Annotated in this window: 32 protein-coding genes and 2 CRISPR repeat arrays; of the genes, 12 read left to right on the plus strand and 20 right to left on the minus strand. The window is 72.7% G+C overall.

The genetic code is table 11. The features are described from left to right. Positions 1 to 492: 492 nt before the first annotated feature. Positions 493 to 1,209 (plus strand): response regulator, encoded by a 717-nt coding sequence (locus tag BUE45_RS23960; RefSeq protein ID WP_073381946.1) that lies wholly within the window; start codon positions 493 to 495, stop codon positions 1,207 to 1,209. A gap of 172 nt (positions 1,210 to 1,381) precedes the next feature. Here BUE45_RS23960 and BUE45_RS23965 read toward each other — a convergent pair whose 3' ends face one another. Then, positions 1,382 to 1,933 carry a lytic polysaccharide monooxygenase auxiliary activity family 9 protein gene (locus BUE45_RS23965; protein WP_073381949.1) on the minus strand — a complete coding sequence of 184 codons (552 nt, stop codon included), beginning with the start codon at positions 1,931 to 1,933 and terminating at the stop codon, positions 1,382 to 1,384. Positions 1,934 to 2,614: 681 nt separating this feature from the next. Beyond that, the gene (locus BUE45_RS23970; protein ID WP_073381954.1) at positions 2,615 to 2,833 is read right to left on the minus strand and encodes a hypothetical protein; all 219 of its coding nucleotides are present in this window, start codon (positions 2,831 to 2,833) and stop codon (positions 2,615 to 2,617) included. A gap of 191 nt (positions 2,834 to 3,024) precedes the next feature. On the opposite strand from BUE45_RS23970, the gene BUE45_RS23975 reads away from it, so the two are divergent. Continuing rightward, positions 3,025 to 3,480 carry a DUF6098 family protein gene (locus tag BUE45_RS23975; RefSeq protein ID WP_073381957.1) on the plus strand — a complete coding sequence of 152 codons (456 nt, stop codon included), beginning with the start codon at positions 3,025 to 3,027 and terminating at the stop codon, positions 3,478 to 3,480. 116 nt (positions 3,481 to 3,596) lie between these two features. On the opposite strand, the gene BUE45_RS23980 is transcribed toward BUE45_RS23975, so the two are convergent. The 7 genes from BUE45_RS23980 to BUE45_RS32700 form a co-directional block, all read right to left on the minus strand. Beyond that, positions 3,597 to 4,214: an HNH endonuclease family protein gene (locus BUE45_RS23980; protein WP_245833449.1), complete on the minus strand. Its 618-nt coding sequence runs from the start codon at positions 4,212 to 4,214 to the stop codon at positions 3,597 to 3,599. A 279-nt stretch (positions 4,215 to 4,493) separates the two neighbouring features. Further along, on the minus strand, positions 4,494 to 4,823 hold the full coding sequence (locus BUE45_RS23985; RefSeq protein WP_073381959.1) for a PRC-barrel domain-containing protein: 330 nt from the start codon (positions 4,821 to 4,823) through the stop codon (positions 4,494 to 4,496). Further along, complete coding sequence (locus BUE45_RS23990; protein WP_073381962.1) at positions 4,820 to 5,206, minus strand: hypothetical protein; 387 nt, start codon at positions 5,204 to 5,206, stop codon at positions 4,820 to 4,822. The genes BUE45_RS23985 and BUE45_RS23990 overlap by 4 nt, the downstream gene beginning before the upstream one ends. Before the next feature lies 1 nt (position 5,207). Next, a complete protein-coding gene (locus tag BUE45_RS23995) occupies positions 5,208 to 6,437 on the minus strand; it encodes an NRAMP family divalent metal transporter (RefSeq protein ID WP_073381964.1) in 1,230 nt (409 codons plus the stop codon). Next, on the minus strand, positions 6,434 to 6,994 hold the full coding sequence (locus BUE45_RS24000; RefSeq protein WP_245833447.1) for a hypothetical protein: 561 nt from the start codon (positions 6,992 to 6,994) through the stop codon (positions 6,434 to 6,436). The genes BUE45_RS23995 and BUE45_RS24000 overlap by 4 nt, the downstream gene beginning before the upstream one ends. A gap of 74 nt (positions 6,995 to 7,068) precedes the next feature. Further along, positions 7,069 to 7,467 carry a VOC family protein gene (locus tag BUE45_RS24005; RefSeq protein ID WP_073381966.1) on the minus strand — a complete coding sequence of 133 codons (399 nt, stop codon included), beginning with the start codon at positions 7,465 to 7,467 and terminating at the stop codon, positions 7,069 to 7,071. A gap of 91 nt (positions 7,468 to 7,558) precedes the next feature. Continuing rightward, positions 7,559 to 7,711: a hypothetical protein gene (locus tag BUE45_RS32700; RefSeq protein WP_178378635.1), complete on the minus strand. Its 153-nt coding sequence runs from the start codon at positions 7,709 to 7,711 to the stop codon at positions 7,559 to 7,561. Between the two features lie 166 nt (positions 7,712 to 7,877). After that, a CRISPR array of direct repeats spans positions 7,878 to 8,578; the repeat unit is 29 nt; unit sequence GGGACCATCCCCGCGTGCGCGGGGAGCAG. Positions 8,579 to 8,954: 376 nt separating this feature from the next. On the opposite strand from BUE45_RS32700, the gene BUE45_RS24010 reads away from it, so the two are divergent. Then, entirely contained in the window at positions 8,955 to 9,464 is a 510-nt protein-coding gene (locus BUE45_RS24010; RefSeq protein ID WP_073381969.1) for an AAA family ATPase, read from the plus strand. A 20-nt stretch (positions 9,465 to 9,484) separates the two neighbouring features. After that, positions 9,485 to 10,000: direct repeats of the CRISPR family, unit length 29 nt. A gap of 235 nt (positions 10,001 to 10,235) precedes the next feature. On the opposite strand, the gene BUE45_RS32000 is transcribed toward BUE45_RS24010, so the two are convergent. From BUE45_RS32000 to BUE45_RS24035, 5 genes are all read right to left on the minus strand, one after another. Beyond that, the gene (locus BUE45_RS32000) at positions 10,236 to 10,511 is read right to left on the minus strand and encodes a hypothetical protein (protein ID WP_143173462.1); all 276 of its coding nucleotides are present in this window, start codon (positions 10,509 to 10,511) and stop codon (positions 10,236 to 10,238) included. Positions 10,512 to 11,076: 565 nt separating this feature from the next. Then, positions 11,077 to 11,592 carry a hypothetical protein gene (locus BUE45_RS24020; protein ID WP_073381977.1) on the minus strand — a complete coding sequence of 172 codons (516 nt, stop codon included), beginning with the start codon at positions 11,590 to 11,592 and terminating at the stop codon, positions 11,077 to 11,079. 788 nt (positions 11,593 to 12,380) lie between these two features. Continuing rightward, positions 12,381 to 12,590 carry a BldC family transcriptional regulator gene (locus BUE45_RS24025; protein ID WP_073381981.1) on the minus strand — a complete coding sequence of 70 codons (210 nt, stop codon included), beginning with the start codon at positions 12,588 to 12,590 and terminating at the stop codon, positions 12,381 to 12,383. Continuing rightward, entirely contained in the window at positions 12,587 to 12,787 is a 201-nt protein-coding gene (locus BUE45_RS24030; protein ID WP_143173463.1) for a helix-turn-helix domain-containing protein, read from the minus strand. Before BUE45_RS24030 ends, BUE45_RS24025 begins: the two co-directional genes overlap by 4 nt. After that, the gene (locus tag BUE45_RS24035) at positions 12,784 to 13,011 is read right to left on the minus strand and encodes a MerR family transcriptional regulator (protein ID WP_073381985.1); all 228 of its coding nucleotides are present in this window, start codon (positions 13,009 to 13,011) and stop codon (positions 12,784 to 12,786) included. The genes BUE45_RS24030 and BUE45_RS24035 overlap by 4 nt, the downstream gene beginning before the upstream one ends. A 1,252-nt stretch (positions 13,012 to 14,263) precedes the next feature. Here BUE45_RS24035 and BUE45_RS24045 point away from each other — a divergent pair. The 4 genes from BUE45_RS24045 (at position 14,264) to BUE45_RS24060 (ending at position 16,007) form a co-directional block, all read left to right on the plus strand. Continuing rightward, entirely contained in the window at positions 14,264 to 15,070 is an 807-nt protein-coding gene (locus BUE45_RS24045; protein WP_073381994.1) for a helix-turn-helix domain-containing protein, read from the plus strand. Beyond that, positions 15,070 to 15,249 carry a DUF397 domain-containing protein gene (locus tag BUE45_RS24050; RefSeq protein WP_073382190.1) on the plus strand — a complete coding sequence of 60 codons (180 nt, stop codon included), beginning with the start codon at positions 15,070 to 15,072 and terminating at the stop codon, positions 15,247 to 15,249. The genes BUE45_RS24045 and BUE45_RS24050 overlap by 1 nt, the downstream gene beginning before the upstream one ends. Before the next feature lie 385 nt (positions 15,250 to 15,634). Continuing rightward, the gene (locus BUE45_RS24055) at positions 15,635 to 15,799 is read left to right on the plus strand and encodes a DUF397 domain-containing protein (RefSeq protein ID WP_073381998.1); all 165 of its coding nucleotides are present in this window, start codon (positions 15,635 to 15,637) and stop codon (positions 15,797 to 15,799) included. A gap of 28 nt (positions 15,800 to 15,827) precedes the next feature. Continuing rightward, positions 15,828 to 16,007, plus strand: coding sequence for a DUF397 domain-containing protein (locus BUE45_RS24060; protein ID WP_073382003.1), 180 nt, complete (start codon positions 15,828 to 15,830; stop codon positions 16,005 to 16,007). 274 nt (positions 16,008 to 16,281) lie between these two features. Here BUE45_RS24060 and BUE45_RS32010 read toward each other — a convergent pair whose 3' ends face one another. Continuing rightward, positions 16,282 to 16,515 (minus strand): hypothetical protein, encoded by a 234-nt coding sequence (locus BUE45_RS32010; protein WP_073382008.1) that lies wholly within the window; start codon positions 16,513 to 16,515, stop codon positions 16,282 to 16,284. Between the two features lie 312 nt (positions 16,516 to 16,827). On the opposite strand from BUE45_RS32010, the gene BUE45_RS24070 reads away from it, so the two are divergent. From BUE45_RS24070 to BUE45_RS24080, 3 genes are all read left to right on the plus strand, one after another. Then, positions 16,828 to 17,220, plus strand: coding sequence for a hypothetical protein (locus tag BUE45_RS24070; RefSeq protein WP_143173464.1), 393 nt, complete (start codon positions 16,828 to 16,830; stop codon positions 17,218 to 17,220). Positions 17,221 to 17,415: 195 nt separating this feature from the next. Further along, positions 17,416 to 18,501: an S-(hydroxymethyl)mycothiol dehydrogenase gene (locus BUE45_RS24075; RefSeq protein WP_073382014.1), complete on the plus strand. Its 1,086-nt coding sequence runs from the start codon at positions 17,416 to 17,418 to the stop codon at positions 18,499 to 18,501. Further along, positions 18,498 to 19,142 (plus strand): MBL fold metallo-hydrolase, encoded by a 645-nt coding sequence (locus BUE45_RS24080; RefSeq protein WP_073382017.1) that lies wholly within the window; start codon positions 18,498 to 18,500, stop codon positions 19,140 to 19,142. The genes BUE45_RS24075 and BUE45_RS24080 overlap by 4 nt, the downstream gene beginning before the upstream one ends. Positions 19,143 to 19,307: 165 nt before the next feature. Here BUE45_RS24080 and BUE45_RS24085 read toward each other — a convergent pair whose 3' ends face one another. After that, on the minus strand, positions 19,308 to 20,099 hold the full coding sequence (locus BUE45_RS24085; RefSeq protein WP_073382020.1) for an NRDE family protein: 792 nt from the start codon (positions 20,097 to 20,099) through the stop codon (positions 19,308 to 19,310). A 322-nt stretch (positions 20,100 to 20,421) separates the two neighbouring features. Here BUE45_RS24085 and BUE45_RS24090 point away from each other — a divergent pair, with 322 nt between their 5' ends. After that, positions 20,422 to 22,968 carry an HAD-IC family P-type ATPase gene (locus BUE45_RS24090; protein WP_394328543.1) on the plus strand — a complete coding sequence of 849 codons (2,547 nt, stop codon included), beginning with the start codon at positions 20,422 to 20,424 and terminating at the stop codon, positions 22,966 to 22,968. Positions 22,969 to 23,052: 84 nt separating this feature from the next. Next, positions 23,053 to 23,529 carry a nucleoside deaminase gene (locus BUE45_RS24095; RefSeq protein ID WP_073382025.1) on the plus strand — a complete coding sequence of 159 codons (477 nt, stop codon included), beginning with the start codon at positions 23,053 to 23,055 and terminating at the stop codon, positions 23,527 to 23,529. Positions 23,530 to 23,531: 2 nt separating this feature from the next. On the opposite strand, the gene BUE45_RS24100 is transcribed toward BUE45_RS24095, so the two are convergent. The 4 genes from BUE45_RS24100 to BUE45_RS24115 form a co-directional block, all read right to left on the minus strand. Next, entirely contained in the window at positions 23,532 to 23,891 is a 360-nt protein-coding gene (locus BUE45_RS24100; protein WP_073382027.1) for a helix-turn-helix domain-containing protein, read from the minus strand. Continuing rightward, entirely contained in the window at positions 23,888 to 24,259 is a 372-nt protein-coding gene (locus BUE45_RS24105) for a type II toxin-antitoxin system RelE/ParE family toxin (protein ID WP_073382030.1), read from the minus strand. Before BUE45_RS24105 ends, BUE45_RS24100 begins: the two co-directional genes overlap by 4 nt. A 58-nt stretch (positions 24,260 to 24,317) precedes the next feature. Then, complete coding sequence (locus BUE45_RS24110) at positions 24,318 to 24,863, minus strand: suppressor of fused domain protein (protein WP_073382032.1); 546 nt, start codon at positions 24,861 to 24,863, stop codon at positions 24,318 to 24,320. 152 nt (positions 24,864 to 25,015) lie between these two features. Beyond that, positions 25,016 to 25,339 (minus strand): nuclear transport factor 2 family protein, encoded by a 324-nt coding sequence (locus BUE45_RS24115; RefSeq protein ID WP_073382034.1) that lies wholly within the window; start codon positions 25,337 to 25,339, stop codon positions 25,016 to 25,018. Between the last annotated feature and the right edge of the window lie 134 nt (positions 25,340 to 25,473).

Below are 25,473 nucleotides of genomic sequence, written 5' to 3' on the forward strand. Positions count from 1 at the left end.
CCGCCAAGCGCGGCGGGGCGGGGCGGGGCCGACGGGGACAGCGGGGGCGGCGTCCCCGCGGGTCGGCCCCTCCCCCGCCTCCGTCACCGGAGGCGGCGCCTCCCGGCGGGATACAGGGCCCGGCCCGGGGCGCGCCGGGGAGCGGAACCCCGGGGCGCCGTGCCCTCCACCGGTGCTCTCCCAGCTCACGGGAAGTCCCCGGCATTGTTTGCACCGGACAAAACCACCCGAACCGCGAATCATGCGCCACGGATCAGTTCTCTGTGAGAACATACAGACACCTCCACACCCTCCTGTCCAGGAGATGAGAAGTGAGCTCCCGTCCCCGGAACGCCCCTTCCCCGGCGCGCCGAAAAACGTCCCTGACCTGTACGTTCGACGACCGCTCGGACCGCTTCGGCGTCATCCTCCGCAAAAGCCCCTTCCATGGCGGGGGAAGCGACGGCGAAAAGAAGTAATCCGCTTTTCGGTTCGCGCGCAAAAGGAGTTTCAGTGAGCCCTCACCCCCCTTCCCCCGACCTGCCGTTTCCCGCGGAGGGCGCCGCGGACCCGGACGGCCCGATCCGGGTCATGGTCGTGGACGACCACGCCCTCTTCCGGCGCGGCCTGGTCTCCGTCCTGGACGAGGAGGCCGACATCAGCGTCGTCGGCGAGGCGGGGGACGGCCAGGAGGCCGTCCGGCTCGCCGCCGACTCCCGCCCGGACGTGGTCCTCATGGACGTGTGGATGCCGCACTCGCGCGGGATCGAGGCCTGCCCGCTCATCCGCGAGGCCGTCCCGCACACCAAGTTCATCATGCTCACCATGAGCGACGAGGAGGCCGACCTCTTCGACGCGCTCAAGGTCGGCGCCAGCGGCTACCTCCTCAAGCAGATCGCCGTCACCGACATCTCGGAGACCATCCGCACCATCGCCGCCGGGCGTCCCTCCATCAACTCCAGCATGGCCACCAAGCTCATCGGGGAGTTCGCGGAGCTGGCCAAGCAGGAGAGCACGCCGGAGACGCCGGTGACGCTCCCCCAGCTCACCCCCCGCGAGGCCGAGGTGCTCAAGCTCGTCGCCCGCTCGCTCAACAACCGCACGATCGGCGAGCGGCTGTTCATCACCGAGAACACCGTGAAGAACCACGTCCGCAACATCCTGGAGAAGCTCCAGGTCCACTCGCGCACCGAGGCCGCGATCTACGCGGTGCGGGCCGGCTACATGTGACCCTCCCGCGGGCACGGCAGGCGGCGGGGCGCCCCGGCGCGGGCCCGCCGCGGACGCGCGCCCCGGGCGTCCCGGGACCGCGGACGGCGGGTCCGCCCGGCACCACCGGTACCGGGCGGACCCCCGTGTCCCGCCGCGCGGGGGCGGCGGGACACGGGGCCGCGCTCGGCCGCTAGCTGCGGATGTTGACGTCCACGCAGGCGTAGAAGGCGTTGCCCGTGTCGGCGACGTTCCACCGGGCCAGCAGCTTGTGCCGCCCGCTGTACCCGGACAGGTCCACGGTGTGGGTGAACGACCACGGCGGACGGGCGCCGTTGTCGTTGAACACGGCCACCCGCTGGTTGCCGATGAAGTACTCCCAGGTGGAGGTGGAGTGCGCCGCCGTGATGGTCCAGGTGAAGTTCTGCACGCGGCTGACGTCGGTCACCCGCCAGCCCCGGCCGTCGTCGTTCAGCTCGGAGAAGCGGCCCACGCCGCCGTCGCACCGCATGAGCCCCTTGGGGCCCTCGACGCTCTGCGGCTCCCACTGGATGCCGCCGCACTGGACGATGCCCGCGGCGCACTGGGCCTGGCGGCTCATCGGGTTGGAGATGTAGCCGTGGGCGTTGGCCGTTCCGACGGGCATCAGGCCCAGGAACAGCGTGGTCGCGGCGGCCAGGGCCGCCGCTGCGCGGAGTCGGTGGGTCTTGCGGGGGCGGGGGGTCTGGGACGTGCGGATCGACATGAGGGGGTCCTTCGGTCATGGATCGCTGCCCGGCGCCGCGGAGGCCGGGAGGTAGCGGGAATCCGATGGGGGGAGTCCCGGGCCGGTACCGGCCCGGGGCGAAGGTGAGCGCTCGGGGAGGGGACCGCGTGGACCGGTCCCCGTGACTCAAGGGGTTCCCCCTCGGGGAACCCGGTAACCGGCCGATGACGGATCGTCGGATCCGCTGGTGGCGCGCGGTGCGCGGGCCGGACCGGACCACGGACAGGACCAGTCGGGGACGCCCCGCGGGTGGTACGCACGGGACGGCCGGGCACGGGGGAAGCGGAACTGGGAGAACCCGGCCGCGCCGCGGGGGTGGTTCACCCGCGCGCGGGGTGGACCAATCCCCTCCGGGCGGGGCCGGCCGTTAGACCTCACCCCGGGGCCATATTCGCCTTCCCCCGGTGCGTGCGGGCGCCCCGGGCCTCCCACGGAGGGCGCACTGCCGGGCCCCGGAGCGGACGGCGGCGGAACGCCGCAGAGTGTCGGAACACCGCGCAGCGCGGGCGGGGCGGCCGGCGACACGGACGCGTCACCGGCACGCGCCGTGCGGCCCCCGGCACACCCGCCCGGGCCCGCGGGCCCGGGGCCGCGCGGCCCGCGGGCCCGTCGTCCCCCCGGCGCGGGGCGGATCCGCGTTCGCAGCGGACCCGCCCCGTGTCACTTGGAGGCTTCTTCGAGCTTGAGGGCGACCCCCAGGGCGAAGAAGGTCGGGGCCCACTCCCCGACGAAGAGGCCCCACCGGTCGGCCCGGTCCGTGTCCGCGTCCTCCTTCTTCTTCGAGACGACCCAGGCGGCCACCGACAGGCCGATGCTGGCGAATCCGGCCGCGTAGGCCAGCTCAGAGGTGACGCCCATCTCGGACAGCTTCTTGATCATGGTGTCCTCCAACCGTTGCGGGACAGGTCCCCGTGCCACTGCCCAGGCGGGCCCCGGATACGGCAAGCTGCGTGCAAACGATGGGGCGTGTTCCCCGGTCCGTGCCCGTGGACGGGAGAAGGAGAGGCCCGGGGCAGGGCGGCCCGGAACGGGCCGGGCATGGGGGCGGGCCCGCGGGGTAGGCGGCGGGCATGGGCGAGAACACGACAGGGGACCACGCGGGCGGCGGCCTGCCGGTGGTGCGGGACCTGCGCGCGCTGGCGGTGCTCGTGGCCGATCCGCGCCCGCTCCACCTGCGCTACTCGGACGGCCCCGACCAGGACGCCGCCGCCGTCGGCAGGGACTACGAGAGCGGCCTCGAACTACCCGGCCTGTCGGTGACGCCTCTGACCCCGGAGCCCTGGTGGACCCGCCCGGTGGAGGACTGGCTCGCCCGCCAGGTGCGCAAGTACGCCCCCCTGGCCGAGGAGGACTCCGGCCGGTTCGGGTGGGTCCTGCGCGGGCGGACGGTCGCCCACGGCCCCGACCACGAACCCCTGCTGGACCGGGTCGAGCCCGTCGCACGCCTGTCGGACGCGGTCATGGACGAGGCCCTGGAGAGGTACCGGCTGAGGTTCGAGGCGGGGCGCGGGCCGACCGACGGCTGAGACGGCGGCCCGGGGCCGGGGCCCGGCCGCCGGACTCGCCGCCGTGCCCGGCGTCCGGGCGTCACGCCCGGGGCCCGCTCGGCGGGCGCCGGGCGCCGGACCCCGCCCGTCGTGCGTCAGGGCGCGGGCTCGGTCTCCACGACCTCGTCCGGGCAGTCCTGCGCGAGGGCGAGCAGGGCGTCCCGCTCGGCGGTGTCCACCGACAGGCCCCACCGGGTCTTGACCGTGGTCCACTCGGCGGCGTACCGGCAGTGCACCTCCGCTGCGGCGGGCATCCACTCGGACGGGTCCTTGTCGGACTTGCTGCGGTTCTGGCGGGCGGTGACGGCGACCAGGGCCACCGGCTCGCCCAGGTCGTTGGCGTAGTCGCGGCGCCGGGCGGTCGTCCACTGCGAGGCGCCGGAGTCCCACGCCTCGGCGAGCGGCACCATGTGGTCGATGTCCAGGCCCCGGGCCTCGGTCACCGTCTCGCCGTCGTAGTAGGAGGACCACTCGCCGCCGGAGATGCGGCACCGCTCCCCCACCTCGGGCGCGACCACCGCCTCCTCCAGCAGGACCTCGGCCCGGGTGTTGCAGCCGTCGCGGTCGGCATCCACCCAGTGCGGGAAGAGCGAGCGGTCGTAGCCCTCCCGGCTCTCGTCGGCCACGGGCAGGGCGTCGACCGCCTCGGCCAGGGGTACGGCGGCCGAGACGGCGGGGGCGGCGGGGTCCTGTACGTCAGCGGGAACCTGCACGTCGGCGGGGAACTGCACGTCGGCGCGGGCGTCGGTCTGGGCCTGGGCCTGCGCCGGGAGTGCCACGAGCACCGCCACGGCGGCGGCGGTGAGGAAGGAGAAACGCGTCGTCAGGGACACGGAGGGCCTTTCACTTTCGAGTTTTCACCATGGGTGATTGCACCGTGATTCTCTGTGCTCTACGGGGGCGGGGGCGGGCGGCGCGCGGGGCGCGGGGGGATCTTCCCGGTATGCCCCCGCACCCCGTGCCGGGGGCTCCGCGAGCGGGGCCGGCGGCCCTCAGGAGTCGTCGCGCCAGCGGCGGGGCAGCGACTGGTGGTCCACCCCGATCTCCACCCGGTCCTCCCGCAGCGCCACCACGTCCTTCCACTCCACGTAGCGCTCGTGGCGGCGCAGCCAGCCCAGCAGGTGCCCCCACGGGGTGGGCGGCGCCAGGGAGTCCCCGTACCCGAAGCGCCCGGCGATCGCCGAACGGCCCACCACCAGGCCCAGGACCGTGTAGGCGCCCTCCCGGTGGCGCACCACGATGTCCTGCACCGAGCCGGCCTCGCGCCCGTTGCGGTCCACGACCCGCAGGCCGATCAGCTCGCCGGCGCGCAGCCGCCTCACCGCCGGCCCCCGGGGATCCGGGCGAGCACGCGGCGTCCGAGCCAGTCCTCCAGGGGACGCATGCCCCGTGGCGCGGGCGTGGACAGGACGGTGGCGGGCACGAACCGCTCCACGTCGCCGACCGGGATGCGGGTGGGCTCCTCGTCCGGGGGCCGCAGGCGCGCCAGGACCGTCTCCCAGAACCCGCCGAGGCGGCCGGCGATCCTGGGGCCCAGGGCGGCGGTGTCGCCGACCAGCGCCGTCATGGCGGGCAGCTCCCCCGAGGTCCAGGTGAACTCCACATCGTCGACCTTGGCCACGTTCACGCCCTCGGCGTCGACGATCTGGCGGTCCAGGACGGTGAACCCGATCCGGAACACCGCCCCGTCGTCTCGGTCGGACATCTCATTGCCCCGCTTTCGTGTAGACCATCAGGGGAACGGCCGCCACCGACACCGCGCACAGCAGCACCAGGTAGAGCGAGCCGAGGATGTTGGTGAAGCGCGAGTTGACCCGGTCCCCGAGGTAGCCGCGGTCGTTGGCGACGACGAAGATCGGCAGGTAGGTCAGCGGCAGGGCCGCCGCGGAGAAGACCAGGCTGTACTCCGTGACGGTGATCGGGTCCAGGCCGGTGAGCATGAAGAGCACCCCGGCCAGCAGGCTCACCATGATCACCAGGTGGAAGTAGGGCGCCTTCTCCGGGGGCAGCGCCTTGCCCCAGCGCCAGCCGAAGTACTGCGAGACCGCGTACGCGGCGGACAGGCCCGACTCCAGCGAGGCGCCGAAGGTGGCGGCGACGAAACCCAGGATGACCACGATGAGGCCGACCTTGCCCAGGACGGAGACGACCGGCAGGGCGACCTGCCCCAGGTCCGACACCTGGATCCCGGCGGGCATGAGCACGACGGCGGCGCAGGCCATGATGCACAGCGACAGCAGGCCGCCCAGGGGCAGGCCGAAGAAGACGTTGACCTTGGCCGTGGCCAGGTCCCGGGGCCCCCACTTCTCCTCCACGCCGCCGGAGGAGAAGAAGAGGACGGTGTAGGGGGTCATCGCGGCGCCGAACAGGGCGATGGCGTAGTACCACCAGACCGCGGGCCCCTCCTGCGCGGGCGGGGCGAAGGAGGCGGCGTCCTCCAGCAGGACGCCCCAATCGGGTCCCAGCATCCACAGCGCGACGCCGAAGACCACCAGGGCCAGGCCCAGGATTCCGTAGGTCTTCTCCATGCGCTCGAACGACAAACGCCACAGCACGATCCAGACGAAGGCGGCGGCGACCGGCACCCACAGCAGGTAGTGGATGCCGCTGGCCAGTTCCAGCGCCAGCGCCATGCCGCCCAGCTGGGCGGCGAAGGTCAGGAAGGTGATGAGGTAGGACGCCAGCAGGTTGGCGAGCCCGACCCGGGGGCCGAGCCGTTCGCGGACCAGGTCGAAGGTGCCCCGGCCGGTGGTGGCGGTGACGCGGGCGGACATCTCGGTGAACAGCATCAGCCCGACCAGGCCGACGGGGACCACCCAGGCCAGGGTCATGCCGAACCGGGAGCCGACGACGGAGTTGGCGACCAGGTCGCCGATGTCGAGGAAGCCGCCCACGGCGGTGAGCAGGCCCAGAGTGAAGCCCGTCAGCCACCTCATGAGAGTTCGCCCTGGAGGAGGGTGAGGGCGTCGGAGCTGTGTGCCAGCAGGCGTGCCGCCTCGGCCACCCCCTCGGCGTCGTCCCTGTTCAGGGCGATGCGCAGGTCGGCGAGCGCGTTCACGGCGTCGTCGCACAGGGGTGTCAGGCGGGCGCGCAGGAGGTCGGCCTCGGGGGTGGGCGGCTGGAGGACCCCGAAGGTGTCGGCGATCGAGCGGGCCGCCTCCTCGGCGTCGCCCGCGGTCGTCTCCAGGTAGGGGCCCAGGGCCAGGTCCCGGCGGTGGGCGTCGGCGACCAGGATTCCGGTGGCGACGGCGGAGAGGAGGTCGACGACGGTCTGCTCGGCGGCGTCGCGGTGGCTGTCGGCGGTGGGCGTCGGGGCCACGCAGCCGGTGAGCGCGAGCACGGCGAGGACGAGGCCGAGGGCGAGGACGAAGGCACGGGTGAGGCCGGGGGCACGGATGAGCAGGCGCGCACGGGAGGGTGCGGCGGACGGCGGGAGAGTTGCCGCCGAGGGCCGACCGGGTGCGCGCGCACAGGGCGCGAAGGTTTCCAGCACACCCCGACTGTAACTCTCAGTAACTATTTAGTCACCTGTTGAGGTCGGGTCTTGGGTCGGTCCCGTTTGCGGGCTCAGGACTCCCGCGAGGAGAGGACGCAGAACTCGTTGCCCTCCGGGTCGGCCAGGACGTCCCAGGTGACCTCGGGGCCCTGGCCTGCGTCGACCCGCGTCGCGCCCAGGGAGAGAAGCCGTTCGATCTCGGCGTCCCGGTCCTGCGAGACGTGCGGGGCGAAGTCCAGGTGGAGGCGGTTCTTGCCCTGTTTGCGGTGTTCCACGGGGACGAAGACCAGGCCGGGCGGGACCTGGTGGAAGGGCAGCGTGGGGCCGAGCTCCCCGGCCCACGGCGGAACCAGGACGACCTCCTCGTCGGTGGCGAAGCGGGCGTCCCAGCCCAGGGCCCGCGCCCACCAGGCGGCGAGCGCCCGGTGGTCGTGCGCCTCGATGACGGTGGAGTACCAGCGCAGTGTCATGTGCGTCCCTTTCCCCTCGACCGGAGCCTAGGGGCCGCCCCTGTCATTCGGGGGCGGCCCGGCCCGCGGACGCGGGGCCGACCGCCGCACGTCAAACGGGGTCGCCCACTCCGCCCTCGGGCTCGGGGCCGGAGCCGGCAGGGTCGCCGATGCCTCCGTTGGGCTCCGACATCGGGTCGTTGATGCCGCCCTCGGGTTCGGACATCGGGTCGTTGATACCGCCTTCGGGGGTCTGCTCGCTCACCACGCGCCTCCTCGGGTAGGGGGTTCCACGCTACGCGCACGGGTGGAGACGGGGCGGTCGCCGTCCACATCCGGACACGCCCCTTGCGGCGCGAGACCCCCGAGGGCACCGCCGCCGAGACAGGGAACGGCACCGGCCGAGCCCTCCGCGCCACCGCGCGGCGGGACCGCCCATCCCCGCGTGCGCGGGGAGCAGAGCTCGCCGTCGATCCACACCTGCACCGGCCGGGGACCATCCCCGCGTGCGCGGGGAGCAGTCCAGGTCGTCGGCGGAGTCGGTCAGCCCCCGGGGACCATCCCCGCGTGCGCGGGGAGCAGATGGCCACCGCCGCCGCCCTGCTGATGTGGCTGGGACCATCCCCGCGTGCGCGGGGAGCAGCGCTTTTCGTTCCTCTCCTCCTCGTATGCCTCGGGACCATCCCCGCGTGCGCGGGGAGCAGACCCGCCAGCAGTACACGGTGAACCTCAAGCCGGGACCATCCCCGCGTGCGCGGGGAGCAGGGTACTGGCTCCAGCAGTGGACCCGCCAGCTGGGGACCATCCCCGCGTGCGCGGGGAGCAGAACGTCATGGGCCCGTTGCAGGATCCGGCGCTGGGACCATCCCCGCGTGCGCGGGGAGCAGCATGCGGCGGCGCGGCACGTTTTCGGGCAGCAGGGACCATCCCCGCGTGCGCGGGGAGCAGGAATGGCACACCGCTGAGGTTGAAGAGCCTCCGGGACCATCCCCGCGTGCGCGGGGAGCAGTCGGGCTGGGCGCCAAATCCAGCCGCCATGGTGGGACCATCCCCGCGTGCGCGGGGAGCAGACCAGTCGACGATCTGGTCCCGGTCGCGCGAGGGGACCATCCCCGCGTGCGCGGGGAGCAGAGTAACTGACCTGGGAAGATTCCACCGTCAACCAGCCATTTTTATGACTTCTCGAAAAACGGACAAAACACCCAAGCCTCGTTGATGAACCTCGGAAATTTCTACCGGACCGGCGCGACCACGGCAACAGGCACCGGACGCACCTCACCCCCGGCGTACCACACCGACCCACACAGCACACCCCACCGAACACACCAGCCCCGAACCACACGGAGACCCCACACCCGCAAAAGCCACTGAAAGACCCCCGGCCTGAAAAATTCGGGTGTGCGAGAGGGCCCCTCTTGTTACGGTCGGACCCCCGCGGCACGCTCCCCACCACCACGCTCCTCCCTGATGCCGCGAACACCAGGACGACCGGAAGGCGGCACCCACCGATGGGCATCAGGAACTTCCTGATCGAAGGAGTCTCCGGCACCGGCAAGACCACCGTCTGCGACGCCCTACAACGCCGTGGCCACCACGCCGTCCACGGAGACAGGGAACTGGCCTACCAGGGCGACCCGGAAACCGGCCGACCCACAGGCGGGTTCAGACACGAACACCACATCTGGAACGTCACCAAGGTCGAGGCCCTGGCCGCCGACCACAGCAACCCGGCCACCTTCTTCTGCGGCGGCTCCAGGAACTTCCCCAGGTTCCTCCACCTCTTCGACGGCGTCTTCGTCCTGGACGTCGACCTCGACACCCTGCTCCACCGGATCGACCAACGCGTCCGCGCCGACCCGACCGAATGGGGCGGGCGCCCCGGAGACCGGGAACTCCTCACCCGACTGCATCGCACCCAGGAGGACGTCCCCCGAGGCCGCGTCATCGACGCCACCGCCCCGGTCGAACACGTCGTCGACGAGATCCTCCGCCACGCCCTATCGCCCAAGGACAAGTGACGGAATGACCCGGCGACCATAAGACCATCCCCGCGTGTGCGGGGAGCAGGAAGCCCTGCGCGAAGGCGCCCCGCGGACCTGGGGTCCATCCCCGCGTGCGCGGGGAGCAGCCGAGTACCCGCCGGCGGCTTCCCGGCCGACACGGGTCCATCCCCGCGTGCGCGGGGAGCAGCTCCGCGACCCCGGCCCCCGGTACGGGGCGCCGGTCCATCCCCGCGTGCGCGGGGAGCAGCTCCGCGACCCCGGCCCCCGGTACGGGGCGCCGGTCCATCCCCGCGTGCGCGGGGAGCAGAAGCAACCTAGGTCGACAATAGCGTGACCTAGGGGTCCATCCCCGCGTGCGCGGGGAGCAGTGGGGAGCGGAAACCAGCGGCGTGGGCTATACGGGTCCATCCCCGCGTGCGCGGGGAGCAGCTCGTGAAGTACGCCTTCGTCCTCACCCTCCAGGGTCCATCCCCGCGTGCGCGGGGAGCAGTCTGCCCCGCCAGGAAGGCGTTGTTCAGCACCGGGTCCATCCCCGCGTGCGCGGGGAGCAGAGTAACTGACCAGCGCGGATTCCACCGTCAACCAGCCGTTTTCACCACTTCTCGAAAAACAGACAAAACACCCACACCGGGCCCGTGGCTCCTCAGGAGTTTCTACCCCATCGGCGGGGCGGCCACAACGAGGCCCCACCTTCACCGACCGACCAACGACAGGCCTCGGGACAGCCGGGAGACGCACGGATCAGGGCCAGCCGATCCGAGCGGGCCGCTCTCCGGGCGGCGACGGTCACAGGCCGAGCAGGGCCGGGAACACGACCCGCATCACGGCATAGGCGACCAGATACCCCGCGTACAGGGCCAAACCCCGGCGGGTACGCCCGTACAGCCACACCAGGCCCAGCGTGGAAGCCACCAGCGGCAGCATCCCCAGCGCCGAACTCGCGCCGGGGGCGAGCAGGCCGAGCACCATCACCACCAGCGCGGCCGTGGTGTAGACCTCCACCCGGTGAAGCACCACCCGCTCCAGCAGGGCCACTGTCAGGAGCGCGACCGTGGGTGCCATCACGGGCAGCAACACCGTTGCCCCGCCCGCCGGGGGCGTGGCCGTAGAGCTGAGCAGGGCCCGCGCCCCCAGCTCGGCTACCGCTCCTGCCAGCAGGATGCCCGTGGTCCAGGCCGTGGTGGCCGCGCCGGTGCGCACCCACCCGCGTAGGGCAGCAGGGGTCGTGCAGTGCGCGGTGGTCAGATCGATGGCCGCCAGGGCCGGATAACCCGTCCGGTGGGCCGCCCAGCAGAGCAAACCCACCGCCGCAGCCCCGCCGGTCCAGGCCAAAGGCCCGGGGTTCGTCAGATGGGTGCTCAACGTCAGCCCCGCCCCCACGAGCAGGAACAGGTACGCGGCCCAGGGTCGCAGGGCTAGGTCCGCGCTCTGCGCACCCGAAGGCGGAGGCGCGGGCAGCAGGCGGTACAGCAACGATCGGTGCAGGGGCACAGGGGTGTCGTTTCATCGTCGTGGATCAGCACAAGGGGTCGGTCCGCGGGAAAGGCGGCCGAAGCGTAAGCGGAGAAGCGGTGGCGAGACGCCGGAGGGCCGACAGAGCAGGACCCCTGTCCGGGGCACGAGACACCTACGCCGCCGACCGCGCCGATCGGGTCCAGGAGCGGGGGCGCATCCACCCCTGCGGGCGGTACCGCCATCCCGGCCCGGTGGAGAAGTGGCGCCACCACCACCCCAACCGCGCGAAATCACCCGGGTCGGGGTGCCGGGGAAAGTTGTTGAACATCCCCGACCCTCGACCCCCCACGGGGCGGGCCGGGAACTCGTACCGCCACACCCACTCCCCCGCCTGGCAGCACAGGTGGAACCGCATCGCGCCCTCCACCGAGCCGTCCGGCCTCACCCCTCGAACCTCCACCCGCCCCGCCCCCTCGACCACGACGACGAACCCGGCCCGCTCAGCAACCCCGACGAACTCTCCGACCGCACCGGCAACACCGCCCGCTCCGAGAAGTCCGAAGGCATCGGAGACGCCGGGGGTGCCGTGCGCCTCGGTGGCAGCGGTGACGGGGGCGTCGGTGGTACCGGGGGTGTCCGCGGCGCTGGGGGCGCCGGTGTGCTCGGTCCGGCCGGAGACGGTGTCCATGTAGTGCTCTTCCTCAAGTCGGGGCGCAGGTCCAGCAGGGCACGCACAGCCGCAGCCAGATCCGCCAGATCAGCAGGGCCGGCCGGGCCAGCCGGGGCGGTAGGGGCAGTAGAAGCAGCCGAGGCCGCACGGTCGGCACGTTCGACACGGCGGGCGAAGTCGCCCGGCTCGTCCACCGGCGGCGACAACGGGTCCTCACGCTGACGGCCCCCCGGCCGCGGCGGCGAGACCGGCAACCCCCACCGCTCCGCCAGATACCCCGCACACGTGTCCCGCGCAGGCCCCGGCGGATCCCCGAACCGGCCCCCCATCAGCCCGCACCGGGGAACGGGCACCCACAAGCCGACACCGAGCGCGCCGGACAACCCCGACCGTGCGCGCAACACCCGGCAGGAGGAACAGCAACCGGGTGAACGACCACGGCCGCCCCACCCCGGCCCCGCGTCCCACCACCGCGACCACGAACCTCGACCACCCGCCCAGCGCTCCCAGCGCCCCCGGCGGGCCCGCGCCCCACCCGGCCACGCCCAACCGTTCCGTCCTCACCCCTGACGGGGAACCTCAACACCTTGCCCATCAGCTTCCGATTCCTTCTCGTCACATGCAGTAGTCATGTCATGGCAGGGGCACCGGCCCCGAAGGAGGCCCCAGCACCCCCGTGTTCTCCGCCCAGGCCTCGCGCGAGGACGGTTGCGTCCCGACCCCGCCGGCACACGGGAAGCCCCTCCCCGCCCCGACCGGGCCCGGACGAGCCGGGCCGGGGCGGGGAAGGTGCCTACAGGCGGGGTTCACCCCGTGGCGGGGTCGGTCGGTCTCACCGTCTCGGGAACCAGATACGCCTCCACCTCGGCCCGATGAAAACGCCGATGCCCACCCAACGTCCGAAACGAGGAGAGCTTGCCCTGATCCGCCCACCGCGCCACCGTCACCGGCGTCACCCGCAACATCTGCGCCACCTCACCCGACGTCAACGGCCCCACCACCTCCACCCGCCTCACCGCACCGCCCCCGCCCGCTCCAACAGACGGAGCACCTCCTCCTTACGGAACCGGTGGTGCCCACTGGGCGTACGCACACCCGGCAACCGCCCCCGCAACACCCAACGCGTCACGGTCTTGGCATCCACACCGAACAGAGCAGCGACCTCCGCAGGAGTCACCAACTCCGGAAAATCAGGGGGTTGAGGGGTATTCATCGGCTCCTCTTCGTCTTCGTCGTGTCCTTGGCCGCACGGGCCGCATACGCCTCTTCGAGCACAGCCCGAGCAGCGCCTTCGGGAATCAGGTGGCGACCGCCGTGATCGGTGCGCGAGACGATCCACCCGCGCCCGACCCAGTCCTCCACGGTGTCCGCAGCCACACCCCACAGGCGGGCCACCTGCGCGATCGTCAACCAGGTCGTTGCTGTCCCGTGGTCCATGGCGTCCTCCTCTGAGGTGGGCGGGGCCGGAGGCAACCGCGGCTCCCCCGACCCCGCCACCCCGCCCGGCGAGTCCCCACACACCCGGACGGGCCCCGGGCCATACCCCCACGGCACGACCCGCCTGCGCCGTGCGATCCCTACCGGGGCTGAAGGGGAAGAACCGCACAGCTGTTCCGATCAGCGGGGCGACACGAGACCGTGCCCTGCCGCCCCGCTCCGGCCCCGGCTTCGGCGGTGCCCCACCGGGCACCGGGGCCGGCCGGTCGCGGCACCCCGGGGTCGGTGGTGCGAAACGAGACGCCACGACCGGGTTCCAGAGGGTGGGGGCGCCGACACGCAAGGCCGGCGCCCCCACCCGGCCGGACCGCTGCGGCGAGCAGCCCGGCGGGTGCGACGGCGGGAAACCCAGGGGGGAACCGCTCGGGAGTCACCCCCCGGAGTGCGTCGCCGCCGCACGCTCAGCGGGGGTGTCTGTCCACCAACGCCCGCACCGTGATCGGCGTCCCCGCGCCACCCTCCCAATCCCAGTACAGGGCCAGCTCATCCACAGTGCGCAACCCCCCGCCACCGGGACGGGCCACCGGGAAGGTACACACCCCCGACGGGGCGGGAACCGTACCCTGGTCGGTCACCGAGACCGCGATATCGAACCTGCACCGGTTCACCCGCACCTCACACCGCCCACCGGCAAGACCCGAACGCGTCCACCGATGCGCGTTGCCCACCAGCGCCACAGCGATCCGCGCCACCCGGTCGGCCGTGACCGGAACCGCGTCGACCTGCCCGTACGCCCAGGCGTACACATGGGAGACGTACCAGTCCGGGTCCCCCGGAGCAGGCGGCCCGAGACTGACCGCGCTGCTCCCGGGGAGAGCGCTCCTCACCCTCCGGGGAAGGGCGGGCTCTGGTTGGTTCGGATCACGGGTTGTACACTGCATTCGTCTTCACCTCGTCTGCTCGGGGTGGGGATTCAGCCCCGGCGACCGCTCTCTCACTTCGGTCGTTCGGGGCTTACTCATGTCCTGGTATGCCCTGGTGGGTTGTCATCCTGACCGGTTATGGGACAGCCAGAATGACACTTACCCCACACGGGTGGAGCGGAAGGCGTTCAAAGGCTCCACGAAAAAGCTCTTGCGGTTACAACTCTGACTATGCCCAACCGCAGATCAGACGGCTACCGATACAACTACACAGGTGCGACTACTCAGAAGGTGTTGCAGAAACGTGTTACCTGTAGTTGTCTGGTTACATGACTGACAAGATCCACCCCGAGTGGAAACCGTTCGGTGACAAGCTCCGACAGCTACGCCGCCAAGCTGGGCGTTCCCAGGCAGAAGTCGGCCTCTCCCTGAAACTGACAGGCGGCATGGTCGGCCACCTGGAAAGGGCGACACGCATCCCTAATAGGGAGCATGTGCGCAAACTAGACGCGGAGTTCGCTACAGACGGAGAACTGGACACCCTCTGGCTAGAGGTGGTGCAAGGAAAATCCGTTTTGCCCTGGTTCCGTGACTCGTTAGAGATGGAACGCCGAGCCGAATCCATTTCGGAGTATCATCCGATTCTCATTCCGGGTCTGCTTCAAACCCGCAGCTACGCCCGGGTTCTCATCACAGCCCGCCAGGTCCGCAAGACCCCAGAAGAGATCGAAGAAGTGGTGGAACTCCGCGCGAGCAGGCTCCCTACGATCCAGCCGTCCCGACCAGCCCTGTGGTTCGTGGTGGAACAGAGCGTCATCAACCGGGTCATCGGCAGTGGCCAAGTCATGCGGGAGCAACTTGAGCACGTCACTACGCTGGCCGAGCAGGGTACGATCCGTTTTCAGGTCATCCCGGACGACGTACACCACCACTGTGGGTTGTGTGCCCCATTCCGGCTGATCAGCATGCAGGGAGGCCGCAAGGTCGTGCGGATGGAGCATACTCTTGGTGGGACAAGCTTCGACCGCACCGCTGAAATCGACGAGATGGCCGACCTGTTCGGTGCGTTACAAGCCGAAGCACTGTCTCCGCGACGGTCCCTCGACATCCTCCACGCGAGAATGAAAGGTCTGTGATGAGCAGCGAGAACAGTTCCTGGCACAAGTCCAGCTACAGCGATGGCCGGGGTGGGGACTGCGTGGAGGTCGCGGAAGGGCCTACCACCAGGTTCCGTGACACGCAGAACCGGGAGTTGGGCTTCCTGACCGTCCCTGCCGGGGAGTGGACCGCCCTCCTGGTGACCCTCTCCAAGTAACAGCACAAAAGCCCAGGACCGACCCCCGCCAGCCGAATTGGCGGGGGTCGGTTTCATGCTCGCAGCCTCCGGCCGCCCCGGACCGCAGGGCCACCGATAGTGCCGCAATGTGGGGACTCCCCGGAACCGTAACCCATCACCAGGCCCCAGAGGGAGCTAACGTACCTTCCCGCGCGATCCCCTCCAGGTGAACCCGAGTCGGAACGTAGCCGCCACAGTCACGTGTTCACGTGCGCCTCCTGAACCTCAATGCCATCGGCCACCCCACCAACCACTTCACCACCAGTCAAGCAGCCAAGGATGGAAATAACCGTTCTGTGAGGCGCGCACCAAGGCCCACTCCGGAAGCGCCCACCGAACCACCGAAGAAGGCTGAGGAATTCCGATGGCGAAGTGGCACAAGTCCTCATACAGCAGCGGCAGCTGCGTCGAGGTTGCGGAGGGAACCGAAACCCTGATCCGGGACACCCAGAACAGGGAACTCGGACACCTGACCTTCACCGCGAACGAGTGGAACGCACTTCTGCGCACCTTCAAAACCCCGAACTGACCCTCCAACACCCACGAAGGGAAAGCCCATGAGCCAGTCCATCCAGAAGTGGCACAAATCCAGCCACAGCGACGGTGGCGGCGGGAACTGCGTCGAGGTCTCCGAGGGCCTTGAGACCCTGGTCAGGGACACACAGAACAGCGAGCTGGGCCACCTCGGCTTCTCAGGTGGCGAGTGGGCCGCACTTCTCCGCACCCTCACCGAGTAGGAGCCCACGCACGGGACCGCACGGTTGCGGGATCAGCGGCGGGTCCTCGTTGTCCTTCTTCGCCGCGGTGATGGCGGGCGGGCGGCACCGCCCCCGCCGGCGGCCGGAAGCACCGTGCCGGTACGCGCGATGCGGTTGAGTTCCGCGCTCCCGCCTGGAGAGAGTGCCGGGCGCGGTCCGGCGGGCCGCCCCGGACCGTCCCCGGCCCCCGCACTCCGGGGAACGGGCCTCCGAGGGCCCCGCCGGGGACCGCAGGTGTCGGCTCCCGCAGGTGTCAGCTCGCGCCGCCACCGCCACCGCCGTCCCCACCGCCGCCGCCCCCGTCACCGCCGCCGTCACCGCCCCAGCTCCAGGAGGCGGCACCGCCCCCGGAATCGGCTCCGGACGATCCCGTGGAACCGCCTCCGCGCCTGGGGCCGGGTCTGCTGGCGTAACGGACGACACCGGCCACGGCGATCACGAGGACGGCCAGGACCGCGAGGGCCAGGAGGAGGAACATACCGGTCATGGGGGCTCCTGTCGGGGGTGGGGGACCGCTTGCGGTCAGGGGGTACCCCGTTCTTCCGGTTCCATGACCGCTCCGGGGCGGATGCCGCCCCTGATCTCCCGCGCGCCGGCGCCGGGGGGCGGGAGCACGCGGAGTCCCCGCGGGGCCGACGCCCCCTCCGGGTCCGGGCACCGGTGCCCGGACTAGCACGTGCGAACCCCGTACGCGGGCGTTGTCCGGTTGCGGACACCGTTCCAGGGCTTTCGCCCGTGTCCGGCCACCGGCTTACGCATTCCCCCCATGCGACCCGGGCCCGGAGGGAAGGATGAAGTCATGACTTCTCACGACCCGCCGGCCGTGCTCGCGCAGGACCGCCCGGCGGCCCGTCCGACCATCCCCCTCCCCCTGGCCGCCTGCACCGTGCTCGCCGTGCCCCTGTCCGCCTGGACCCTGCACGCCGCCCTGGGGACCGTGCTCGCCGCCTGCTACCCGCCCGTCCTGATCCTCCTGGTCCTGCTGCGGGCCGGACACGGACGCGCGCCCGGCCACCGTCGGCTCACCGCCCTGCTCGCGCTGGCCCTGGCCGGAGCGGCCTGGGCGGCGTTCGCCTCCGCCGGCCTGCACGGCCTGGGCCCGGCCGACCGGCTGGGGTGGGCGGTGCTCACCGTGGCCTTCTACCTGCCCGCCGCCGTCACCGCCACCGCCCCGGGCACCGCCGCGCGCTGACCCCCGGGCCCCGCACGGCCCCGCCCCGCCCGGACCCGCCGCCCCGGGCCGGGGACCCGCGGGAACGGCCTCCCGGAGGTGGGGCACAGGGGTGTTCCCGGGGAGGATGGTGGACACGGGGAGCCCTGTGCACGAGGGTGGCGGTACCGCGAGCACACTCGCGGGACGCGCACCGTCCGAGAGGAAACGATCTCCGTGTCGCAACGAGTCCGGGGCGTGGTGGCCCGCGCCCAGGGGCAACCCGTCGAACTGACGACCGTCATCGTCCCCGATCCCGGCCCCGGCGAGGCCGTGGTCGCCGTGAAGACCTGCGGGGTCTGCCACACCGACCTGCACTACCGGGAGGGCGGGATCAACGACGAGTTCCCGTTCCTGCTCGGCCACGAGGCCGCCGGGGTGGTGGAGTCCGTCGGCGAGGGGGTGACCGGCCTGGAGCCCGGGGACTTCGTGGTCCTCAACTGGCGGGCGGTGTGCGGCGAGTGCCGCGCCTGTCTGCGCGGACGCCCCCAGTACTGCTTCGACACCCACAACGCGAAGCAGAAGATGACCCTGGAGGACGGCACCGAGCTGACCCCCGCCCTGGGCATCGGGGCGTTCGCCGACAAGACCCTCGTGGCCGCCGGCCAGTGCACCAAGGTCGACCCGCGGGCCGAGCCCGCCGCGGTGGGGCTGCTGGGCTGCGGCGTCATGGCCGGGATCGGCGCGGCGATCAACACCGGGAACATCACCCGCGACGACTCGGTGGCGGTCATCGGCTGCGGCGGCGTGGGCAACGCCGCGATCGCCGGGGCGAGCCTGGTCGGGGCGCGCCGGATCATCGCCGTGGACGTCGAGGAGCGCAAGCTCCAGTGGGCGCGCGAGTTCGGCGCCCACCACACCGTGAACGCGGCCGACACCGACCCCGTCGAGGCGATCCGGGAGCTCACCGGGGGCTTCGGCGCGGACGTCGTGATCGAGGCGGTCGGCAACCCGCGCACCTACGAGCAGGCGTTCTACGCCCGGGACCTGGCCGGGACCGTGGTCCTGGTGGGCGTCCCCACCCCCGAGATGCGGCTGGACCTGCCGCTGCTCGACATGTTCGGCCGGGGCGGCTCGCTGAAGTCGTCGTGGTACGGCGACTGCCTGCCCTCGCGGGACTTCCCCACCCTGGTGGAGCTGTACCTCCAGGGGCGGCTGGACCTGGACCGGTTCGTCAACGAGCGGATCCCCCTGGACGGGATCGAGGAGGCGTTCGGCCGGATGGAGCGCGGCGAGGTGCTGAGGTCGGTGGTGGAGCTGTGAGCGGCGCACGCGTGGAGCACCTGGTCACGTCCGGGGTGTTCGCCCTGGACGGCGGCGAGTGGGAGGTCGACAACAACGTCTGGCTGGTCGGCGACGACAGCGAGGTGCTGGTGGTGGACGCCCCGCACGACGCCGACGCGATCGCCGCGGCGGTCGGCGGGCGCCGGGTAGTGGCGATCGTGTGCACGCACGCCCACAACGACCACGTGGACGCGGCCCCCGCGCTCGCGGACGCCGTGGGGGACACCGTGGGCGCGCCGGTGCTGCTGCACCCCGACGACCGGGTGCTGTGGGACTCCGCCCACCCCGACCGCGCCCCCGACGGGTCGCTGGCCGACGGGCGGGAGATCACGGTGGCCGGGACCGTGCTCCGGGTGCTGCACACCCCCGGGCACACACCCGGCGCGGTGTCGCTGTACGCGCCCGAGCTGGGCACGGTGTTCAGCGGGGACACGCTCTTCAAGGGCGGCCCGGGGGCGACCGGCCGGTCGTTCTCCGACTTCCCGACGATCATCGCGTCGATCCGCGACCGGCTGCTGACGCTCCCCCCGGAGACGGTGGTGCGCACCGGGCACGGCGACTCCACGACGATCGGCGAGGAGGCCCCGCACCTACAGGAGTGGATCGACCGGGGGCACTGAGCCCCTCCCGGCCCCGCGCGCTGCGGGCCCGGGGTCCGCGGCGGCCCCCGGCTCCGGGCCGTCGCGGGCCGCCCGGCCCGCGCACGCGCCCCGTCCGGCGCGGGTGGCCAGGCCGGTGCGGGCACGCGCCCGATCCGGCACGGGCGGTCAGACCGACACGAGCGGTCAGGCGGGGCCGGTGTCCACCATGGTCCAGGCCCGCGGGTCGGCCGGGTCGGCGGTGAAGGCGTAGCGGACCGTGTCCCGGTCCACCGCCAGCAGCGTGACCGACCCGGTCGCCCACACCTTCCCGCCGCCCAGGTCGGCGTGGGCGATGAGCCCGCTCGGGTCGCCGGCGTCGTCCAGGCCGGCCGAGCGGGGCGTGTCGGCGGCGGCCTCGTTGACCAGGCGCGGCCACGCGCCCCACACCTCTTCGAGCGTGCGGGCCCGCGCCAGGTCCGGGTCGGGCCGGGCGGCGGCGAACACGGGCGTGTGGCGGGCCGCCCGCGGGTCGGCCGGGTCCAGTCCGGTGTTGACGACGACGCTCACCCCCGGCGGGATCCGCCGGGTGTCCAGGCAGCGCCCGTCCCAGCTGTACAGGTCGGCGTGGTGGGCGTCCGCGTCCAGCAGGTGGAACGGCGCGTACAGGGTGGGGTCCTCGCCCTGGAGGGGGTCGCGGGAGGGGTGCGCCAGGGCGCGCAGCGGCAGTTCGCCGCGGCTGGCCGGGTAGGTGCCCTCCCAGGGCATCCGCCCGTCCCAGGGCCACCCGTTGAGGAGGGCGGACGCGCGGGGGCGGCGCGGGTCCACCGCGAGCCAGGTCCCGCCCGCCAGGCGGTCGCGCCCGCCGACGATCCGCGGCCGGTCCGGCCAGTGGCGCCCGGGACCGTCCCAGGGGCGGTCGCGCATCTCGTCCCGGAGGGCGGCGATGACCAGGGGTGTGTCGGCGCCGGGGTCGAATCCGACGATGACGGTGCACATGTGGGCCTCTACCTGTCCTGTCTCTCCCGGTCCCCGCGGTGGGACTTTCGGGAGGTGGGAACACGGTACCCGGACCGGCTCCGGCGGTACACCGCGGCTCCCCCGGCGTGCCCGCCCAGCGGCGGTGCCCGCGCGGGCGGCGCCGCTCCGCGGTGGTGCGGCCCCCACCCGGGGTGGGGGGCGGGCACACCCGCACCGGTGACCGGCGTCTTCTAGTCTTGAGACCCTTCTTACCCTTGAGGCGTCATCCTCGATACGTCCCCGGGCCGCAGGCCGGCCCCTTCCGGGGGACGCCCCGTCCTTGTCATCGGCAGGAGCACCCGTGCCCGAACACCACGACCGACCCGGCGGCGCGGACACCGCCCCGGAGAGGCCGCCCGCGACCGGCGGCCCCGCGCGCCCGCCGCGAGAACCCGGGCTGAGCCCGGCCGAGGTCGCCGAACGCGTGGCCGCGGGCCGCACCAACGACGTCCCGGTCCGGGCCAGCCGCACCGTCGGACAGATCATCCGCGGCAACGTGTTCACCCGGATCAACGCGATGATCGCGGTGCTGTTCGCGATCATCGCCGTGATCGGCCCCGTGCAGGACGGGCTGTTCGCGATGGTCATCCTCATCAACACGCTCATCGGCATCGTCCAGGAGCTGCGCGCCAAGCGGACCCTGGACCGGCTCGCCATCGTCAACGCCGCCCGCCCCCGGGTGGTGCGCGGCGGCGAGGTCGTGCGGGTGTCCACCCAGGAGATCGTCCTGGACGAGGTGCTGGAGGTGGGGGTCGGCGACCAGGTCGCGGTCGACGGCACCGTCACCTGGGCGGGCGGCCTGGAGGTCGACGAGTCGCTGCTGACCGGCGAGGCCGACCCGGTGGTCAAGGGTCCCGGCGACACGGTGATGTCGGGCAGCTTCGTGGTGGCGGGCACCGGCCGGTTCCGCGCCACCAAGGTGGGGCGGCACGCGTACGCGGCGCGGCTGGCCGAGGAGGCGAGCCGGTTCTCGCTGGTGCACTCGGAGCTGCGCTCGGGCATCAACCGGATCCTCACCTGGATCACCTACGCCCTGTTCCCCATCGGCGGGCTGCTGATCTACAGCCAGCTGTTCATGGGCGGGCACGTCACCCTGGACGAGGGCGCCGCGGGCGGCCAGATCTCCGGGCCGCTGGCGGACGCGCTGCGCGGCATGGTGGCGGCCCTGGTGTCGATGATCCCCGAGGGGCTCATCCTGCTCACCAGCATCGCGTTCGCGGTGGGGGTGATCCGGCTGGGCCGGTACCAGTGCCTGGTGCAGGAGCTGCCCGCGATCGAGGGCCTGGCCCGCGTCGACGTGGTCTGCACGGACAAGACCGGCACGCTGACCGAGGCCGGCATGAAGATGGCGCAGATCCGCGACCTGGGCGGCGGCACGGGGGCCGGGCCCGGCCCGACCGAGGTGCTGGCGGCGCTGGCCGCGCACGACCCCGACCCCAACGCGAGCATGGCGGCGATCGCCCGGGGCGTGGCGGCGGGCGGCCACCGGGCCCCGGACTGGGAGCCCGTGGCGCACGCGGCGTTCTCGTCGGCGCGCAAGTGGAGCGGCATGGGCTTTCGCACCCCGGACGGGGACGACGCGCACTGGGTGCTGGGCGCGGCCGACGTGCTCGCCCCCGCGCACGCGGCTGCCGCGGAGGCGGCCCGGCTGGGGGCCCAGGGGCTGCGGGTGCTGCTGCTGGCCCGGTCCGCGCTGGGGGTGGACGACCCGATGGCGCCCGGAGCGGTGGAGCCGGTGGCGCTGGTGGTGCTGGACCAGCGGGTGCGCGCGGACGCCAAGCCCACCCTGGACTACTTCGCCGAGCAGGGGGTGGACGTCAAGATCGTGTCCGGCGACCACGCCGCGTCGGTGGGCGCGGTGGGCCGGGGGCTGGAGCTGCCCGGGGCGGACCGGCCGCTGGACGCCCGCGACCTGCCCGGGGAGCCGGAGCGGCTGGCGGCCGAGGTGGACGCGCACTCGGCGTTCGGCCGGGTCACCCCCGAGCGCAAGCGGGACATGGTCAGGGGCCTGCGCGGGCGCGGGCACACCGTGGCGATGACCGGCGACGGGGTCAACGACGTGCTGGCGCTCAAGGAGGCCGACATCGGCGTGGCGATGGGCTCGGGGAGCCCGGCCTCGCGGTCGGTGGCGCAGCTGGTGCTGCTCGACGACCGGTTCGCGGTGCTGCCGCGGGTGGTGGCCGAGGGGCGCCGGGTGATCGGCAACATCGAGCGGGTGGCGAGCCTGTTCCTCACCAAGACCGTGTACACGATGGTGCTGGCGACGGTCGTGGGGCTGCTGGCGGTGTCGTACCCGTTCTTCCCGCGGCACGCGACGCTGATCAACGCGGTGACCTTCGGGATCCCGTCGTTCTTCCTGGCGCTGGCCCCCAACACCGACATCGCCCGGCCGGGGTTCGTGGCGCGGACGCTGCGGCTGGCGGTGCCCTCGGGCATGGTGGCGGGGCTGGCGGCGGTGACCACGTACCTGCTGGTGCTGGGCGGGCGCACGGTGCCCGACCCGGCGGACCGGACGGCGGTGGTGATCACGCTGTGCGCGACGACGCTGTGGGTGCTGCTGCTGGTGGCCAAGCCGTACGTCTGGTGGAAGGTCGCGATGGTGGGGTCCATGGTGGGGCTGCTGACGCTGGCGCTGGCGACCCCGGTGGGCCGGTGGTTCTTCGACCTGGACGTGAGCGAGCCGGCCAAGCTGCTGACCGGCCTGGCGGTGGCGGGCGCGGCGATCGCGGTGATCACGGTGATCCGGGTGGTGGACGACCGGGCGATGGCCCGCTCCGAGGCCCGGGCGGCCGAGGGCGCGGACCGGGAGGACCGGGAGGACCGGGAGGACGAGCCGGCCCCGGTCTGAGGCGGCGGCGCGCACGGCCGCACCGCCCGGCGGGCGGTGCGGCCGTCGCCGTGTGTACGGTCGGGGTGACCACGAGGGGGAACCATGGACGAGACGGACCTGCGGCACCTGCGCCGGGCGGTCGAGCTGGCGCGGGAGGCGCTGGAGGCGGGCGACGAGCCGTTCGGCTCGGTGCTGGTGGCGGCGGACGGGACGGTGCTGTTCGAGGGGCACAACGAGGTCTCCGGCGGCGACGGCACCCGCCACCCCGAGCTGGCCATCGCCCGGTGGGCGGCGTCCCGGCTGCCGGCGGGAGAGCGGGCGGCGGCGACGGTGTACACCTCGGGCGAGCACTGCCCCATGTGCGCGGCGGCGCACGCGTGGGCGGGCCTGGGCCGGATCGTGTACGCGAGCTCGTCGGCGCAGCTCACCGCGTGGCGGGAGTCCTGGGGCCTGCCTCCGGGGCCGGTCCGCCCGCTGCCGATCGCGGAGGTCGCCCCGGGCGTGCCCGTGGAGGGGCCGGTGCCCGGGCAGGACGAGGCCGTCCGCGCCCTCCAGGCCCGGTTCCACGGCCGTTCGTGAACTCAGGCCGCGGAGGACCGACGGCCGTCATGGGGCGGGGTGGAGCGGTGCCCGGTGAAGCGGAACGTGGACGCATCGCCGTCCAGGTCGATCGTCAGCGACGCGTCCAACGCCTTGGCCAGGCGGGTCAACAGCGGAATGGTCGGCACGGAGTCCCCGCCCTCGATGTTGGAGATCTGCGGCTGGGTCATGCCCGCCCGCCGCGCCACCTCCGCCTGGGACAGGGCGAGTTCGGTACGCCGGTCGTACACGGCTTGGCCGAGTGCGAAGGCGTGGCCGGCCTCCACATAGGCCTGGGACTCCTCGACGCCGCCCCCCGACAGTTCCCGGTTCCGGCGGGTCCGCCATCCGGAGTGGTTCACGATTCCTCCCTGATGCGTTCGTAGTCGTGCTCAGCCGGCCCGTGGAGGGCCTCACACTCCTTCTGCGCCTGTTGGGCCCTGTCCACCTCGGCCCTCTCCCGCGGCCTCGTCTTGCGGAACACCGTCAACAAGACGATCCGGCGCCCGGGAGCAAGCCAGTAGGTGATGCGTACCGCGTTGCCGTCCATGACGAAGCGCAGTTCGCGGAGCTTCCCTCCGAGGTGGCGGGCGAAAGGCTCCCCCAGAGTGGTGGGCCGGTCCGCCAGCATGTCGGCCGCCCGCTCCGCTTTGTCATAGTGAGGTTCCGAAAGCAGTTCCAACCACTGTCGGACCTCTGGTTCGATCTCGATCTTCCACGACTCGTCCACGAAACGACCATACAAAGTTCTATATGATCATGTCCTGGAATCCGCGCGAAGACAAGCATCAGACGACGGGCGGGCGGTCGACGGCGAGGACGTCGACGCCCTCGGCCTCCAGCAGCTCCTCGAAGACCTCCAGGCCCTCGGCCAGGACCACCTGGGCCTCGGCGGTGTGCACCGGCATCAGCCACAGGTAGCGGACGCCGCCGGGGGCCTGCTCCAGCAGCGGCCCGAAGGGGTGGGGCGGGCTCACCAGCAGGTGCTCCATGCGTGAGCCCTTCGCCCAGGGGCGGCCCAGGTGCAGCACCGAGCCGACGCCGACCCGGTGCTCCTCGAACGAGTTGAAGTGGGCGACCGTGGCGAGCGTCTCGGCGTGGTCGCCGCTCGCGGTGGGCGCCATGAGCACGAACTCCAGGCCGCCCCGCGCGGAGGCGCCCACGGTGGCGTGGTTCCAGCCGCGCCCGGGGCCCTGCGCGACGCGGTAAGCCGCGAAGTCCGGCAGCCGGTCCAGGCCCGCGCCGTCCTCCCAGACGACTGGCTCCAGCTCACGACCGCGCCAGAACCCGCGCAGGTGCTCCTCCAGCTCCGCCGTCCCCGCCCCTGCGCCCACCGCTGCTCCCGCCGTCGTGCTCCACCGGACCGGTGCCGTTCTACCGCGCCCGGCGCGCCTTGTCACCCCGGCCCCCGCCCCGCGGGCGCGGCCGGGGCGGCCCGGGGCGCCCGGCCCGGCGGGAGCGGGGACGCCCCGGGCCGGCCCGCACCTCAGCCCTCGCGGATGGTCATCCGGGTGATGGCCCCGCCCTCGACGGCGAAGGTGAACGCGCTGGGGCCGTTGGCGTGGTCGGACCGCCAGTCCCCCACCACCCGGATCCCGTCCGGCGCGTGCTCGACCCGTTCCACGGCCAGCACGCCGCGGGAGCCGATGAACTCCTCGGCGCTCCAGGCCGCGATCTCCTCCCGGCCCAGGAACTCCCGTCCCCAGTCGTCCACCACGGCGTCGTCGGCGAAGGCGTCCAGGGCCCCCTCGTCGTGGGCGTTGACCCGGTCGAAGAACGTCGCCACCGGCTCGGGGATCTGCGTGCTCACATCGTCTCCATTCGGTCGGCTCCCGGCCGCGGGCCGGGTGCGGCGGTCGGTCCGGCGCGGGTCCGGGCGGGCGCCCCGGCAGGGCGCCCGCCGCACCCGCTGCCTCTGTGGATGCTCGCACCGCCGGACCCGGC

It is taken from the genome of Nocardiopsis flavescens, assembly GCF_900141985.1.
GTDB lineage: Bacteria > Actinomycetota > Actinomycetes > Streptosporangiales > Streptosporangiaceae > Nocardiopsis > Nocardiopsis flavescens.